14 protein-coding genes are annotated in these 15,269 nt (G+C 71.7%); 12 read left to right on the top strand and 2 right to left on the bottom strand.

The genetic code is table 11. The features are described from left to right. Positions 1-8 precede the first annotated feature (8 nt). Both ACFYST_RS01280 and ACFYST_RS01285 read left to right on the top strand, forming a co-directional pair. Positions 9-1,130 carry a DegT/DnrJ/EryC1/StrS family aminotransferase gene (locus tag ACFYST_RS01280; protein WP_387859050.1) on the top strand — a complete coding sequence of 374 codons (1,122 nt, stop codon included), beginning with the start codon at positions 9-11 and terminating at the stop codon, positions 1,128-1,130. Between the two features lie 19 nt (positions 1,131-1,149). After that, positions 1,150-2,250, top strand: coding sequence for a Gfo/Idh/MocA family oxidoreductase (locus tag ACFYST_RS01285; RefSeq protein ID WP_387859051.1), 1,101 nt, complete (start codon positions 1,150-1,152; stop codon positions 2,248-2,250). A gap of 91 nt (positions 2,251-2,341) precedes the next feature. On the opposite strand, the gene ACFYST_RS01290 is transcribed toward ACFYST_RS01285, so the two are convergent. Further along, positions 2,342-3,628 carry a cytochrome P450 gene (locus ACFYST_RS01290; protein WP_387636035.1) on the bottom strand — a complete coding sequence of 429 codons (1,287 nt, stop codon included), beginning with the start codon at positions 3,626-3,628 and terminating at the stop codon, positions 2,342-2,344. Between the two features lie 16 nt (positions 3,629-3,644). Then, on the bottom strand, positions 3,645-5,000 hold the full coding sequence (locus tag ACFYST_RS01295) for a glutamine synthetase family protein (RefSeq protein WP_387859052.1): 1,356 nt from the start codon (positions 4,998-5,000) through the stop codon (positions 3,645-3,647). A gap of 290 nt (positions 5,001-5,290) precedes the next feature. Between ACFYST_RS01295 and ACFYST_RS01300 the strand changes: the two genes are divergently transcribed. The 10 genes from ACFYST_RS01300 to ACFYST_RS01345 all read left to right on the top strand — a co-directional run bounded on the left by ACFYST_RS01300 (position 5,291) and on the right by ACFYST_RS01345 (position 15,268). Next, positions 5,291-5,479 (top strand): ferredoxin, encoded by a 189-nt coding sequence (locus tag ACFYST_RS01300; protein ID WP_387636030.1) that lies wholly within the window; start codon positions 5,291-5,293, stop codon positions 5,477-5,479. Positions 5,480-5,498: 19 nt separating this feature from the next. After that, positions 5,499-6,695, top strand: a complete 1,197-nt coding sequence (locus ACFYST_RS01305) for an NAD(P)/FAD-dependent oxidoreductase (RefSeq protein WP_387860047.1) — start codon at positions 5,499-5,501, stop codon at positions 6,693-6,695. 9 nt (positions 6,696-6,704) lie between these two features. Continuing rightward, on the top strand, positions 6,705-7,517 hold the full coding sequence (locus ACFYST_RS01310) for an acetoacetate decarboxylase family protein (protein WP_387636028.1): 813 nt from the start codon (positions 6,705-6,707) through the stop codon (positions 7,515-7,517). A 29-nt stretch (positions 7,518-7,546) separates the two neighbouring features. Then, positions 7,547-9,010, top strand: coding sequence for an aldehyde dehydrogenase (locus tag ACFYST_RS01315; RefSeq protein ID WP_387636026.1), 1,464 nt, complete (start codon positions 7,547-7,549; stop codon positions 9,008-9,010). Further along, a complete protein-coding gene (locus ACFYST_RS01320; RefSeq protein WP_387859053.1) occupies positions 9,003-9,929 on the top strand; it encodes a 3,4-dihydroxyphenylacetate 2,3-dioxygenase in 927 nt (308 codons plus the stop codon). Before ACFYST_RS01315 ends, ACFYST_RS01320 begins: the two co-directional genes overlap by 8 nt. 13 nt (positions 9,930-9,942) lie before the next feature. Continuing rightward, complete coding sequence (locus tag ACFYST_RS01325; protein WP_387859054.1) at positions 9,943-10,788, top strand: fumarylacetoacetate hydrolase family protein; 846 nt, start codon at positions 9,943-9,945, stop codon at positions 10,786-10,788. Positions 10,789-10,816: 28 nt separating this feature from the next. Next, complete coding sequence (locus ACFYST_RS01330) at positions 10,817-11,422, top strand: TetR/AcrR family transcriptional regulator (RefSeq protein ID WP_387859056.1); 606 nt, start codon at positions 10,817-10,819, stop codon at positions 11,420-11,422. A gap of 135 nt (positions 11,423-11,557) precedes the next feature. Next, positions 11,558-13,009 (top strand): APC family permease, encoded by a 1,452-nt coding sequence (locus tag ACFYST_RS01335; RefSeq protein ID WP_387859058.1) that lies wholly within the window; start codon positions 11,558-11,560, stop codon positions 13,007-13,009. 61 nt (positions 13,010-13,070) lie between these two features. Continuing rightward, complete coding sequence (locus ACFYST_RS01340; RefSeq protein ID WP_387859059.1) at positions 13,071-14,552, top strand: aldehyde dehydrogenase; 1,482 nt, start codon at positions 13,071-13,073, stop codon at positions 14,550-14,552. Beyond that, positions 14,549-15,268, top strand: coding sequence for a gamma-glutamyl-gamma-aminobutyrate hydrolase family protein (locus tag ACFYST_RS01345; RefSeq protein WP_387859061.1), 720 nt, complete (start codon positions 14,549-14,551; stop codon positions 15,266-15,268). The genes ACFYST_RS01340 and ACFYST_RS01345 overlap by 4 nt, the downstream gene beginning before the upstream one ends. Position 15,269: the final 1 nt, after the last annotated feature.

Below are 15,269 nucleotides of genomic sequence, written 5' to 3' on the forward strand. Positions count from 1 at the left end.
GCTGACCCATGAGCAGAGTCCTGCATGTGCCGTTCACCGGAGCCGATCGCGAATTCGACGACATCGGCCAGGAGATGATGGCGGCGATCGAGAAGGTGTTCCGCTCCGGGCAGGTGATGAACGGAGAGTCCGTGCCGCGCCTGGAGCAGTCGCTGGCCGAGCTCTCCGGCCGCCGCCACGCGCGCGTGGTCAACTCGGGCACCGACGCCGTGTACTTCGCCCTGGTGGCGGCCGGAATCGGGCCCGGCGACGAGGTGCTGCTCGGTGATGTCTCGTTCGTCGCGACCCTGCACGCGATCGTCCGGACCGGCGCCACACCGGTGTTCGTCGACGTGACCGACGAGGGCACCATCGACCTCGACCTGGCAGAGGAGGCTGTCGGGCCGCGCAGCAAGGCCCTGGTGATCGTGCAGCTGTACGGGCGGATGGCCGCGCCCGACCCGGTGGAGAAGTTCGCGCGGGCGCACGGCCTGGCGCTGGTCGAGGACGCGGCGCAGTCGCTGGGCGCCGAGGTGAACGGGCGGCGCAGCGGCACGCTGGGGCTGGCCAGTTGCCACAGTTTCGACGCGATGAAGGTCATTCCCGCACCGGGCACCGGCGGGGTGGTGCTGACGGACGATCCGGCGGTGGCCGAGAGCGTCGAGCAGCTCAGGCACTGGGGGTTCGCGGACGCCGAGAAGCGGCATGTGGTGCGGCTGGGGCACAACTCGCAGATGTCCTCGCTGACCGCCGCCGTCCTCGCGGTGAAACTCGCCCAGGAGGAACGGTGGTTGAAGCAACGCCGTGCTACCGCCTCGACCTACTCGGCGGGGTTCGGCGACCTCGGGTGCGGCCTGCCGGAGCACGGCTCGCTGCGCGAGAACATCTTCCACAAGTACGTGCTGCGCACCCCGAAGCGGGACGGACTGGCCGCAGCCCTGCGGGCCTCCGGCGTCGAGACGCTGGTGCACTACCCGTACGCGCTGCACACGCTGCCGTTCCTGGAGCGGCACCCGCACCGGGTGGTCGGCGACGGCCGGGCGAAGAAGCACGCCGCCGAGGTGATCTCGCTGCCGATCCACCCCTACCTCACCGACGAGGAGATCGCCCACGTCGTGACCAGCACCCGCGAAGCGCTGCTCGCGGGCTGAGCTACAGGCGGAGGAGACCATGACCACAACGGACTTCGACGGGCACGTCCGCTACCAGTTCGAGTACGAGAACCCGATCCGCTGCGCCTTCATCGGCGCGGGCGGGCACTCGTACCGGAACGTCTACCCGTCGTTCCAGTACGCGCCGGTCGACCTGCGGGCGATCTGCGATCTCGACGGCGACCGGGCGGCGAAGTACGCGCGGATCTTCGGCGCCGCCCACAGCTACACCGACCACCGGGAGATGCTGGAGCGGGAGCGGCCGGACGCGGTGTTCATCGTGACGGCGTACGACAAGGACGGGCGGCTCCAGGCGGTCGATCTGGCGCTCGACTGCCTGGCGGCGGGCGCGCACGTGTGGATGGAGAAGCCCACCGCGACGTCGAGCGCGGAGGTGGGGCTGCTCCAGGAGGCGGCGCGGCAGGCCGGCCGGGTGGTGGTGACCGGAATGAAGACGGTGTTCTCGCCGGCCATGACCCGGGTGAAGGAGATCGTCTCCGGGGCCGAGTTCGGCGGGCCGTCGTCGATCTCCGTCCGCTACCCGCTGTCGATGCCGGCGTTCGAACGGCGCGACAGCCTGGTGGAGATGAACTGGTTCCTCGACTGCATCTTTCATCCGGCCGCCGTGCTGCTGCACCTGATGGGCCCGCTGGACCGGATCAGCCACGAGTGGGAGGAGCGCACCGGCGCCAGCGTCACCGTGATGCGGTTCGAGTCGGGCGCGATCGGCACGCTGCACCTGACGGCGGGGGAGTCGCCCAGCAGCCCGTCCAGCCGGGTGGAGGTGATCGGCCACAACGCCAACGTGGTGGTGGAGAACGGCAATTCGGTCACCTACTACCGGCCGACGCCGCCCCGTGCGTACGGCCGCACCGGGTCGTACCTGGTGCCGACGGAGGACGCGCCGCTGCACTGGGAGCCCGAGTACTCGTACGGGCAGCTGTACAACAAGAACCTGTTCTTCCTGGGTTACGTGGACGAGATCAGGTACTTCTGCGACTGCGTGCTGAACGGCACGTCCCCCGAACTCGGTTCGCTGGAGCAGGCGTTCCACATCCTGCAGCTCTTCGAGGCCTACCGCCGGGCCGAGCCGGGGACGTGGACGACCGTCAAGGTGTAGCGCCCGCTGTTGCGTTCAGGCCCGCCCTGGCCGTTCGGGACGAGGAGAAGTCCCGGACGGCCGGAGCGGCCTTGGTGCGGCCGGCGGAAGGTCAGGCGAGGGTCACCGAGACCGGGAGCTTCTTGATGCCGTTGACGAAGTTGGAGCGGACCCGGGGAACGTCGCCGGCCAGCTTGATGGAGGCCAGGCGCGGGATCAGCTCCTCGAACATGATGCGGATCTCGGTGCGGGCGAGCAGGTTGCCCAGGCAGAGGTGGGGGCTGCCCTTGCCGAAGGTGATGTGGTCGTTGTCCTGGCGGGTGACGTCGAAGTCGTAGGGGTTGCCGAAGACTTCCTCGTCGCGGTTGCCGGAGGCGAACCACATGACGACCTTGTCGCCCTCCTTGATGTTCTTGCCGCCGAGCTCGACGTCGCGCGTCGCGGTGCGGCGGAAGTGGTAGACGGGGGAGGCCCAGCGCAGGAACTCCTCGACGGCGGCGGGGATCAGCGAGGGGTCTTCCTGGAGGCGGGCGAGCTGCTCGGGGTGCTGGAGCAGCGCCAGCATGGAGTGGCTGATGGTGTGCCGGGTGGTCTCGTTGCCGGCGACGACCAGTAGCAGGAAGTAGTTGTCGAAGTCCTGCGCGGTCAGCGGGACGCCGTCCTTCGGGGTCTCGTTGACCAGGCGGGAGATCAGGTCGGTGCCGTTGCCGCCGCGGCGCTGCGCGGCGAGTTCGCGGCCGTAGGCGAACACCTCGAGCGAGGCGGGGGAGCGGAACGGCAGGTCGCGGTACTTCTCGCTCTCCGCGCTGTGCAGCAGGACGTCGGCGTAGTCGGGGTCGGTGTTGCCGATGATCCGGTTGCCCCAGTCGATGAGCTGCTGGTTGTCCTCCGGCGGGACGTCCAGCAGCCGGGCCAGCACGTTGATCGGGAAGTCGGCGGAGACCTCCTTGACGAAGTCGAAGGTGCCCTTGGCGAGCGCGGCGTCCAGCGTGGTGGCGGTCAGGCCGCGCAGGAAGTCGGCGTAGCTGTTGATGACGCTCGCGCCGAACTGCCGCTGGAGCAGGCTGCGCAGGGCGCGGTGGCGGACGCCGTCGAGCTCCAGGATGGAGGCGCGCTTCTTGATCTGGTCGTCGTCGACCTCCTCCAGGTTGACGAACCGGGCGGAGGTGAAGGTCTCGGCGTCGCGGTCGACGCGGGCGATGTCGGCGTGCTTGGTGAGCGCCCAGAAGCCGGAGTTGGGCGCTTCCTCCTCCTGCCAGTGCACCGGGTCCTGGTGGCGCAGGGTGTGGAACATCCGGTACGGGGTCACACCGTCGGTGAAGTTGTCGAGATCGGCCAGGTTCACCTGGTCCAGCGGCATCGGCTCGGCGGCGGCGGACTGGGCGGGCGCGGTGGTCATGGGTTCGCTCCTCGGCTTACAGGTGGTAGGCGTACTCGGTGAACTCCCAGTCGGTGACGTGCCGATGGAAGCGGGCGACCTCGTCGCGCTTGTACGAGAGGTAGGCGGTGGTGAAGTCCTTGCCGAGCACCTCGGTCAGCGCGGTGTCGGCCTCCAGCGCGTCGAGCGCGTCGGGCAGGGACTGCGGCAGGACCGGGGACTTGGCGGGGTCGTAGCCGTAGCCCTCCAGCGGGGCGGGCGGCTCGTCGCCGGCGATCACGCCGAGCAGCGCGGCCGCGAGGGTGCCGGCGATCAGCAGGTAGGGGTTGGCGCTGGCGTCGCCGAGGCGCAGTTCGAAGCGGGAGCCGCCGCCGCGCTCCGGGGGGATGCGGACCATGGCGCTGCGGTTGTCGAGGCCCCAGTCGATCAGCCACGGGGCGAGGGTGTCGGGGCCGAAGCGCTTGTAGGAGTTGATCGTCGGGTTGGACAGCGCGGCGAGCGCGGGGGCGTGCGCGAGGATGCCCGCGACCGCGTGGCGGGCGGTGGTGCTCAGCCCGTACGGGGCGGACGGGTCGTCGAACAGGTTGCCGCCCTCGTCGTCCGTGCAGGACAGGTGCAGGTGGAAGCCGGAGCCGCCGGCGCCCATGAACGGCTTGGCCATGAAGGTGGCCAACCGGCCTTCGGTGCGGGCCAGTTCCTTGATGGCGGACTTGAAGCGGAAGGCCCGGTCGGCGGCCGACATGGCGTCCGAGTGGGTCAGGTTGATCTCGAACTGCGAGCCGTCGAACTCGTGGTTCCCGCTGGTGACGCCGATGTTCAGCTCGCGCAGCTGGCGCAGGGTGCGCAGCAGGTGGTTGTCGCCGTCGGCGCGCAGGCCCGCGGTGTAGACGACGCCGGAGGCGTCGCTGTAGCGGCGCCAGCCGCGGGCGGTGTCGGGGGCCGGGTCGCACAGGAAGTACTCGAGCTCCGGGCCGACGATCGGGTGCAGGCCGTATTCGCGGGCCCGTTCGACAACGGCGCGCAGCAGGTCGCGGGGCGACTCGGGGGCGGGGCGTCCGGTGGCGGGGTCGGTGACGTCGCCGAGGCAGGTGGCGACGCCGGGCTCCCACGGCAGCGGGGTGAGGGTGTCGAGGTCGGGGCGCACGCAGATGTCGGGGAGGCCCGCGTCCAGGCCGCCGGGGACGGCGACGACGTCGCCCTGCGGGCTGGTGTGGTAGACGGCGCGGCAGAACGCGAGGCCGTGGTCGCAGGCCGAGGGCAGGTGGTCCAGCAGCACGTCCCGGGCCCGTTCGGTGCCGATCAGGTCGGGATAGGTCACCCGGACCACGTCGATGCCCTGGGCGGCCAGCCGCTCCTGGTGGTGGCGGACGGGCGGGGTGTCGGATGCGCTCACCGGTGTCTCCTGTGGGGAAGTGTGGGGCGCCGCCCAGGACGCGCGGGGTGCGGGCACTCGCGGTGCTGGGGGGAGGGGAGCGGCAGGTTCGGACTGCGGTTGGGCGCAGGAACCGCTCGCTGTTGGTGGCCAACCGTAGAGACGCAGGTCACCGGCCCGCAAGGGGTCCGGCACATAAATTTATCCATCCGTATAGCTATTGACCCGGGGCTGGCTGCTTCCTATGTTGTTTGACGCCAAATGACTTTCCGGCGCCCCCTCAGCCCCACCCATCCCCAGGAGGACCGGCCATGCAGGTCGTCGTCGACATGAACAAGTGCCAGGACCACGGCCAGTGCGTCTTCGCCGCCCCCGACGTCTTCTCCTTCGACGAAGCCGGCCGTCTCGCGTACGTCGCCGACCCCGACGAGGCGCTGCGCGCCGACGTCGAGGAAGCCGCCGACGTCTGCCCGCTGCAGGCCATCCGGATCGAAGGCTGAGCCGGTGAACGCCGCACCCATCGTGGTGGCCGGCGCCTCCATGGCCGGCCTGCGCACCGCCGAACAGCTGCGCGCCGCCGGCTGGACCGGCCCGATCACCCTCGTCGGGGACGAACCCCACGCGCCGTACAACCGGCCCCCGCTGTCCAAGGAAGTGCTGGCCGGCAAGGCCACCTTCGAGTCGCTCGCCTTCCGCCCCCGGGCCGCCGTCGCCGACGTCGAGTGGCGCCTCGGGACCTCGGTGGTCCGCGCCGACCTCGCCCGGCAGATCGTCGAACTCTCCGACGGCGAGAGCCTGTCGTACGCCGCGCTGGTCGCCGCCACCGGCATGCGCTCGCGCCGCCTGCGCTGCCCCGGCCCCACCGCCGGGCGGCACACCGTCCGCACCCTGGACGACGCCCAGGAGCTGCGCGCCGCACTGACCGCGCCCGGCGCGCGGGTGGTGGTGGTCGGCGCGGGCTTCATCGGCTGCGAGGTCGCCGCCACCGCCGTGGCCCTCGGCGCCGCCGAGGTCACCGTGGTCGACCCGCTGCCGCTGCCGATGGCCGGACCGCTCGGCGAACTGCTCGGCGGTGCGCTGAAGCGCCGTCACGAACAGCGCGGCGTCCGCTTCGCACTCGGCTGCGGCGTGACCGGCTTCGAGGGCGAGGAGCACGTCACCGGCGTGGCGCTCGCCGACGGCCGGGTGCTGCCCGCCGACGTGGTGGTGGAGTCGGTCGGCTCGGTGGCCAACACCGAGTGGCTCGACGGCAACGGACTCGACCTCACCGACGGCGTGCTCACCGACCAGCACCTGCGGGTCGGCGGCCGGCCGGAGGTGGTCGCCGTCGGCGACGTCGCCCGCTTCCCCAACGCCCGCTACGACGGAGTGCCGCGCCGCGTCGAGCACTGGTCGATCCCCACCGACACCGCCAAGCACGCCGCCAAGGTGCTCCTCGCGCACCTCACCGGCACCGGGCACGGCCTCGACCCGTTCGCGCCGCTGCCGACCTTCTGGAGCGACCAGCACGACTTCCGCCTCCAGTCCTTCGGCGCCCCCGCCCTCGGCCGCGAGGACGTGCGCGTCCTGGACGGCGACCCGGACGGGGACGTCCTGGTCGGCTACCACCACGGCGAACGCCTGGTCGGCGTCGTCGCCCTCGGCGGCCAGCAGGCCGCGGCCGCCGCCGCCCGCTACCGCGCCGAGCTGCTCAAGCAGCCCGCCCCCACCGCGTAAGGAACCCAAGTGGCCGATGTCCGTGGATACTTCCACCCCAAGACCGCGACGGGCTCCTCGTCGCTGATCCCCTCGCCGCCGTGGCGCTACTCCGGCGACCTGCTCACCATCGAGTACCGCACCGACCCGGAGCGGGTGCGCGAACTGCTGCCCGAGCCGCTGGAACTCGCCGACGAGGACCCCGGCGCGGTCGCGCTGATCTGGGCCGACTGGCAGTCCTGCTCCGCCTCCGGCCGGGAACTGCTCGACCCGGTGCTCGCCCAGTACAAGGAAGCCTTCGCGGTCGTCCGCTGCAAGTTCCAGGGGCAGACGTACTCGCGCTGCGTGTACATCTGGGTCGACAAGGACTTCGCGATCGCCCGCGGCCTGCACCAGGGCTACCCGAAGAAGCTCGGCTCGATCCACCAGACCCGCCCGCACCCCTACGGCCCCGCGCCGCGGATCGAGGCCGGCGCCCGGTTCGGCGCCACCCTCGCCGCCGCCGACCGCCGCCTGGCCCAGGCCGTCGTCACGCTGCGCGAGCCGTCCGAGACCAACGGGTTCGTCAACGGCCACCCGATGGCCCACCACCGCTGGCTGCCCTCGATCGAGAAGGGCCAGGGCCTCGCCCTGGACGAGCTGGTCGCCTCCGGCGCCGCCTCCTTCGAAGCCGGACCGGCCTGGGTCGGCGACTTCGACCTGGACCTGTTCGAGTCGCCCACCGAGGAGCTCGCCCGGCTGGAGATCCGCGAGCCGATCGCCGCCTACTACCGCCAGGTCGGCGTGGTCTGGGACGGCGGCCGGCTGCTGGCCTCCAACACCACCACCGTCGCCGCCGAGTAACTCCCGTGCCCAGCAAGGAAATTGACGCAATGAGCGGACACCTCACCACCGTCGCCGGGGTCACCGTCGACACCCGGCACTGGATCGGCGGCGAACGCGTCGCCTCCGCCGCGACCTTCACCGACCACTCGCCGATCGACGGCACCGTCCTCGGCGAGATCGCCCGCGGCACCGCCACCGAGGCCGAGGCGGCCGTCGCCGCCGCCAAGGCCGCCTTCCCCGCCTGGGCCGCCACCTCCCGCGAGGAGCGCGCCCGCCTGCTGCACGCCATCGCGGACGGCGTCGAGCGGCGGCTGGAGGACCTGGCCGTCGTCGAGACCGCCGACAACGGCGCCCTGCTGCGCTCGCACCGGCGCGGCGTGATGCCCCGGGTCGCGCACAACTTCCGGTTCTTCGCCGACTGGCTGCTGACCCTCGGCCACGAGGACTTCGACACCCGCGGCCACACCAACCACGTCAGCTGGGACCCGGCCGGCCCCTGCGTGCTGATCACGCCGTGGAACGCGCCGCTGATGCTCGCGACCTGGAAGATCGCCCCCGCGCTGGCGGCCGGCAACACGGTCGTCCTCAAGCCCGCCGAGTGGACGCCGATGACGGCCTCGCTGCTCGCCGACATCGCCGCCGAGGCCGGGCTGCCGGCCGGCGTGTTCAACGTGGTGCAGGGCCTCGGTTCGGAGATCGGCGACGCGCTGACCTCGCACCCCGACGTGCGCCGGATCAGCTTCACCGGCTCGGTGCCGACCGCCAAGCACATCGCCGCCTCCGCCGCCGCCAACCTCACCCCGCTCAGCCTCGAACTCGGCGGCAAGTCACCGCTGTTGGTGTTCGCCGACGCCGACCTCGACCTCGCCGTCGACCTCGCCGTCGAGCAGTACGACAACGCCGGACAGGTCTGCCTGGCCGCCACCCGGCTGCTGGTCGAGGAGTCCGTCGCCGAGGAGTTCACCCGCCGCTTCGCCGAGAAGGCCGCCGAGCTGCGCCAGGGCGACCCGCGCGAGCTGCCGACCGACATCGGCCCGAACATCCACGTCCGCCAGCTGGAGAAGATCGACGGCTTCGTGCGGCGCGCCATCGAGGCCGGCGCCCGCGCCGTCATCGGCGGCGAGCGCCTGGCCGGCCAGTTCTACGCGCCGACCCTGCTCACCGACGTCGCGCAGGACTCGGAGATCGTCCAGGAGGAGGTGTTCGGCCCCGTCCTGACGCTCCAGACCTTCCGCGACGAGGAGGAGGCCGTCCGCCTCGCCAACGACACCCGGTTCGGCCTGGCCGCCACCCTCGCCACCGGCGACCAGGAGCGCGCCGCGCGGGTCACCGAGCAGCTGGTCGCGGGCACCGTCTGGGTCAACTGCTTCTTCGTCCGCGACCTCCAGGCCCCGTTCGGCGGCTCCCGGCACTCGGGCGTCGGCCGGGAGGGCGGCACCTGGAGCTTCGACTTCTACTGCGACGTCAAGAACACCGTCACCGCGCCGAAGGGTTGGAAGGACCATGGGTGAGATCGTCGGGGCCGGCCTGCTGGCCCACGTCCCCACCGTCGTGCTCCCCGAGGAGATCCGGCGGGAGCTGAACGAGGGCAAGGAGATCACCCTCGTCACCGGCCTCCAGCAACTGCGCGAGGAGGTGTTCGGGCGCGACGACTACGACACCGTGGTGGTGCTCGACTCGCACTGGGCGACCACCGTCGAATTCGTGGTCACCGCGCAGCAGCGCCGGGCCGGGCTGTTCACCTCCGAGGAACTGCCGCGCGGCATGTGCCGGATGCCCTACGACTACCTCGGCGACCCCGAACTCGCCCACAACATCGGGAAGTTCGCCGACAAGCACGGCACCTGGATCACCCCGATCGACGACCCGTACCTGCCGATCTTCTACGCCACCGTCAACCTGTGGAAGTACCTCGGCGAGGGCCTGCCCGACAAGCGCTGGGTGACCATCGGCGTCTGCCAGACCGGCGACGCGGAGGACCACCTGCGCCTCGGCCGCGCGCTGGCCGACGGCATCGCCGCCACCCCCGGCCGCCGGGTGATCGTGATCGCCTCCGGCGCGCTGTCGCACACCTTCTGGCCGCTGCGCGAGCTCCGGGCGCACGAGTCCAGCGACCCCTCGCACATCTTCACCCCCGAGGCGCGGGCCGCCGACGAGCAGCGGATCGAATGGTTCAAGGAAGGGCGGCACGACCAAGTGCTCGACACCATGGACGAGTTCGCCACCTACAAGCCCGAGGCCAGGTTCGCCCACTACCTGATGATGGCCGGCGCCCTCGGCGAGCGGGCGTGCACCGCGAAGGCCCGCCAGTACGGCGAGTACGAGAACTCCATCGGCACCGGCCAGGTCCACCTCTGGTTCGACCGCCCCGAGGACGGCTGGACCGGCACCGGCCTGCCCGCCCCGCGCAATCCCCACAGCCTCGTCTGAGAAAGGCCCCACCGTGCCCGAGTACCGCCGCATCCTCCTCGACGGCGCCGTCGTCGAGACCGTCCGCGACGGCGACGAGCTGGTCGCCGGTGACGGCCGCCGGGTCGCCATCGCCGACGCCCACCACCTGCCGCCCGTGGTGCCGTCCAAGGTGATCGCCGTCCACCTCAACCACCGCAGCCGGGTGGACGAGTTCCAGATCAACCTGACCGACACCCCCACCTACTTCCACAAGCCCACCTCCTCGCTGAACTCGCACGGCGGCGCCATCGTCCGCCCCGAGGGCTGCAAGTGGCTCAACTACGAGGGCGAGGTGGCCATCGTCATCGGGAAGACCGCGCGCAACATCTCCCCCGAGGAGGCGGGTGACTACATCGCGGGCTACACCGTCGCCAACGACTACGGTCTGCACGACTTCCGGGACACCGACGCCGGCTCGATGCTGCGCGTCAAGGGCGCCGACACGCTGTGCCCGCTCGGCCCCGGCCTGGTCACCGACTGGGACTTCCGCGGGAAGAAGCTGCGCACCTACGTCAACGGCGAGGTGGTGCAGGACGGCTCCACCGACGAGATGACCTGGGACATGCACTACCTGGTCGCCGACATCGCCCGCACCATCACCCTGTACCCCGGCGACGTGCTGCTCTCCGGCACCCCCGCCAATTCCCGCCCCGTCCAGCCGGGTGACGTCGTCGAGGTGGAGGTCGAGGGCCTCGGCAAGCTGACCAATCACATCGTCACCGGCCCGACGGCGATCCGCACCGACGTGGGCGCGCAGCCCACCGAGTCGGAGGAGGTGCTGTCCACCGCGCTGGGCGGGGACTGGGAGTTCCGCGGCATCCGGCCTCCGAAGCGCTGAACCGGTGCCTCCCGGTAGGGTCACGGCCATGAACGACCCCGACCAGCTGCCTTCCGCGAAGCCCGCCACCCGCAAGCGCGTGAAGAACTACGGGACGGGCCGCACCGCGCTGCTGGAGGCGGCGGTGCGGGTGGTGGCCCGGGGGGGCTTGCGCAACCTCACCTACCGGGCCGTCGCGGAGGAGGCCGGGGTCACCCATGGCCTGGTCGTGCACCACTTCGGCTCGCGCGACGCGCTGATCGAGGAGGCGGTGGCGCACGCCGTCCGCTCCTCGATCAGCAGCAGCGCCCTGGAGGCCGGCGCGGAGAGCCCCGCGGAGTTCGCCACCGGCCTGGCCGACATGGTCGAGGCCGGGCCCGAACTCCAGGTGTTCCAGTACGAGTTGCTGCTGGAGGCGCGCCGCCGTCCGGAGCTGCTGGCGCACCTGCGCGGGCTGTACGAGGAGTACTTCGAGGCCAGCCGGCGCGAGCTGGGCCGCCTGCTGCCCGAGCCGGTGAGCCCCGGCCTGTCCCGGCTGGTGTTCGCCGCGCTGGAGGGCCTGGTGCTGCATCAGCTGGTGTTCGGCGAGCGGGCGGCCACCGAGGACGCGCTGTCCGAACTCCGCGCCCTGCTGGAGGGCTTGGCGGACCGCTGACCTGCGCGGCCTGCTTCAAACCGTTACCGCGGGAGCGGTGCGAAACCCTTGCCAAACGGATCGCCTGCCTCCACGATGAGGCAACTCGTTTGACCTGAAACGATTCCCCCCACTTCGATCTGGCAGGTGATCCGTGTGGACAGTCAGACGGCTTCCCGTGAACGGACCGTGCGGCACGCCCCCACCAGTGCCACCCTCAAGCCCAACGCCCTCGGCGTCCTGGGCATCCTCTTCTTCGTCCTGTCCGGCCAGGCGCCGCTGACCGGCATCGCCGGCGCCGCCCCGATCTCCGTCGCCATCGGCAACGGCTCCGGCACCCCCGCCGCCTACGTGGTGGCCGGCGCCGTGGTCCTGCTGTTCTCCGTCGGCTTCATCGCGATGGGGCGGCACGTCGTGGACGCCGGCGCCTTCTACACCTATATCGGCACCGGCCTCGGCCGGACCGCCGGCGCGGGCGGCGCGAGTGTCGCGCTGTTCTCCTACTGCGTCATCCAGGCCGGCATGTACGGCCTGTACGGCTCCATCGTCAGCTCGCTGGTCGCCGACAACACCTCGGTCGACCTGCCCTGGTGGGTCTACACCCTGGTCACCATGGCGGTGGTGCAGGCACTCGGCGCCGCGGGCATCGAGATGGGCGCCAAGGTGCTCGCCGCGTTCGTGCTCGCCGAGTTCAGCATCCTGCTGGTGTTCAGCCTGGTCACGCTGTTCAAGGGCGGCGGCCCCGAAGGGCTCGGGCTGGCCGAGAGCTTCTCCCCGTCGGCTGCTCTCCAGGGCGCGCCCGGCATCGCCGTGATGTTCGCCCTGGCGTCCATGTTCGGCTTCGAGGCCACCGCCATCTACGGCGAGGAGGCCCGCGAGCCCAAGAAGACCGTGCCGCGCGCCACCTACCTCTCGGTGCTGGTGGTCACCGGATTCTTCGCTCTCACCTCCTGGTCGCTGATCTCCGCGCACGGCGCCTCCAAGGCCCCCGAGGCCGCCAACCAGGCCCTCGCCGGCGGCGACTCCGCCGGGTTCGTGTTCGCGCCCATCGCCGACCTGTTCGGCGGCTGGGTGAACGGCGTGCTGCCGGTGCTGCTCGCCACCTCGCTGTTCGCCGGCGTCCTCACCTTCCACAACTCCGCCAGCCGCTACCTGTTCTGCCTCGGTCGCGACGGCCAACTCCCCGCCGCGCTCTGCCGGTTGAACGGCAAGCACGCCCCCGCCGTCGCCGGCCGGGTGCAGACCGCCATCGCCGCGCTGCTGGTGGTGCCGTTCGCGATCGCCGGGCAGGACCCGGTGCTCACCCTGTTCTCCTGGTTCAGCGGCCTCGCCGTCCTCGCCATGATGCTGCTCTACCTGCTGACCTCGGTCTCCGTGGTGGTGTTCTTCCGCCGCAAGCAGGTCGACACCCGGCTGTGGAACACCCTGATCGCCCCGGTGCTGGGCGCACTCGGCATCGCCGGCGCCATCTGGCTGATCCTGGCCAACTTCACCACCCTGATCGGCGGCCAACTGAGCACCGCCCTCTGGCTGGTGCTGTCGGTGCCCGTGGTGCTCGCGGCCGGGGTGGTCAACCAGCGGATCCGGCAACGGCGTTCACTCACCTGATTCAACCTGCGGCGCGCACCCGGCAGTTGTCGGGTGCGCGCCCCCGCTCCTGGAGGACCGCATGACCCACGAGGACTGGCTGCGCCGGGCCGAGGCACTGCGCCCCGTCACCACGCACCTGATCGACGGCGCCGACGAGGCCGGCGGCGGCGGGACGTTCGCCGTGGTGTCGCCCCGCGACGGCCGGGTGCTCGCCCAGGTCGCCGACGCCGGTGAGGCCGAGGTGGACGCGGCCGTCGCCGCCGCCCGCCGGGCCTTCGACCGCGGCCCCTGGCCCCGGCTCTCCCCGACCGAGCGCGGACGGGTGCTGCTGCGCTTCGCCGACCTGCTGGAACAGCACCGGGTCGAACTCGCGCTCACCGTCAGCCTGGAGATGGGCAAGCCCGTCACCGACGCGCACGACATCGAACTGCGCGCCGCCATCAACACCTTCCGCTGGTACGGCGGACTCGCCGACAAGCTCACCGACGAGGCCCCGCACACCGCGTCCGACGCCCTGGCGCTCGTCACCCGCGAGCCCGCCGGTGTGGTCGGCGCCGTCGTCCCCTGGAACTTCCCGCTCACGCTGGCCGGTTGGAAGATCGCCCCCGCCCTGGCCGCCGGCTGCACCGTGGTGCTCAAGCCCTCCGAGAACTCGCCGCTGTCCGCGCTGCTGCTCGGCCGGATCGGCCTGGAGGCCGGACTGCCGCCGGGCGTGCTCAACATCGTCGCCGGAAACGGCCCGGTGGCCGGCCGGGCCCTCGGCCTGCACGCGGACGTCGACGTGCTCGCCTTCACCGGCTCCACCGCCGTCGGACGCCAATTCCTGCACTACTCCGCCGACTCCAACCTCAAGCGGGTCTGGCTGGAGCTCGGCGGCAAGTCGCCCAACATCATCCTCCCCGACGCCCCCGACCTCGACCGGGCCGCCGCCACCGCCGCCTGGGGCATCTTCTTCAACCAGGGCGAGATGTGCACCGCGCCTTCCCGGCTGCTGGTGCACCGCTCCATCGCCGAACAGGTCACCGAGGCCGTGGTGGCCCGCGCCCGCGCGCTGCGGGTCGGCGACCCGCTCGACCCCGCCACCGAGATGGGCGCCCTGGTCGGCGAGAGCCACCTCGGCCGGGTGCTCGACCACGTCGGCACCGCGCTCGCCGACGGCGCCCGGCTCCGTGCGGGCGGCGCCCGCACCCTGGCCTCCTCCGGCGGCTCGTACCTGGAGCCGACCGTCTTCGACCAGGTCGCCCCCGGCAGCCGCCTCGCCCGCGAGGAGGTCTTCGGCCCCGTCCTCTCCGTCCTCGCCTTCGACGACCTCGACGAGGCCGTCGCCCTCGCCAACGCCACCGAGTACGGCCTCGCGGCCGGCCTGTGGACCTCCGACCTGTCCACCGCCCACCTGGTCTCCCGCAGCCTCAAGGCCGGCACCGTCTGGGTCAACTGCTACGAGGAGGGCGACCTCACCGTGCCCTTCGGTGGCATGAAGCAGTCCGGCAACGGGCGCGACAAGTCCGCGCACGCGCTGGAGAAGTACACCGAACTCAAGACCACCTGGATCCAGCTTTGAGCCACCGCCCGCTGATCGCGATACCCGCCCGCTTCGCCGCCAGCACCTCCGCGCTGCGGTACGCCGCGGAGGTCAACGCCCGCGCCCTGATCGAGGCCGTCTGGCGGGCCGGCGGCGAACCCGCCACCCTGCACCCGCACGCGCCCGGCGGGGTCGCCGACCCGGCCGAGGTGCGGGAGCGGCTCGAGCGCTTCGACGGGCTGCTGCTGCCCGGCGGCGGGGACCTCGCGCCGCACCGCTACGGCTGCGCCGACGTGCACGAGGCCGTGTACGACGTGGACGACGAACAGGACGCCTTCGACCTGGAACTCGCCCGGGCCGCCATCGACTTGAGGCTGCCGGTGCTGGCGATCTGCCGCGGACTCCAGGTGGTCAACACCGCGCTCGGCGGCACCCTGCACCAGGACATGGGCGGCCCCGACCACGAACACCGCCACCTGCGCCACCCGGTCTCGCTCGCCCCCGGCTCCGCGCTCGCGAAGACCACCGGAGGCGCGGCCGTGATGGAGGCCTCCTGCTACCACCACCAGCACGTGGACAAGCCGGGGGAGGGCCTGACCGTCACCGCCCGGGCCGCCGACGGGACCATTGAGGCGCTCGAACTCGCCGGTCACGAAGGGTGGTTGGTGGCCGTGCAGTGGCACCCGGAGGACACCGCGCACCAAGACGCGGCGCAGCAGTCGATCTTCGACGCGCTGGTCCGGGAGGCCTGCTGAG

The organism is Kitasatospora sp. NPDC004614, assembly GCF_042873675.1.
Lineage (GTDB): Bacteria > Actinomycetota > Actinomycetes > Streptomycetales > Streptomycetaceae > Kitasatospora.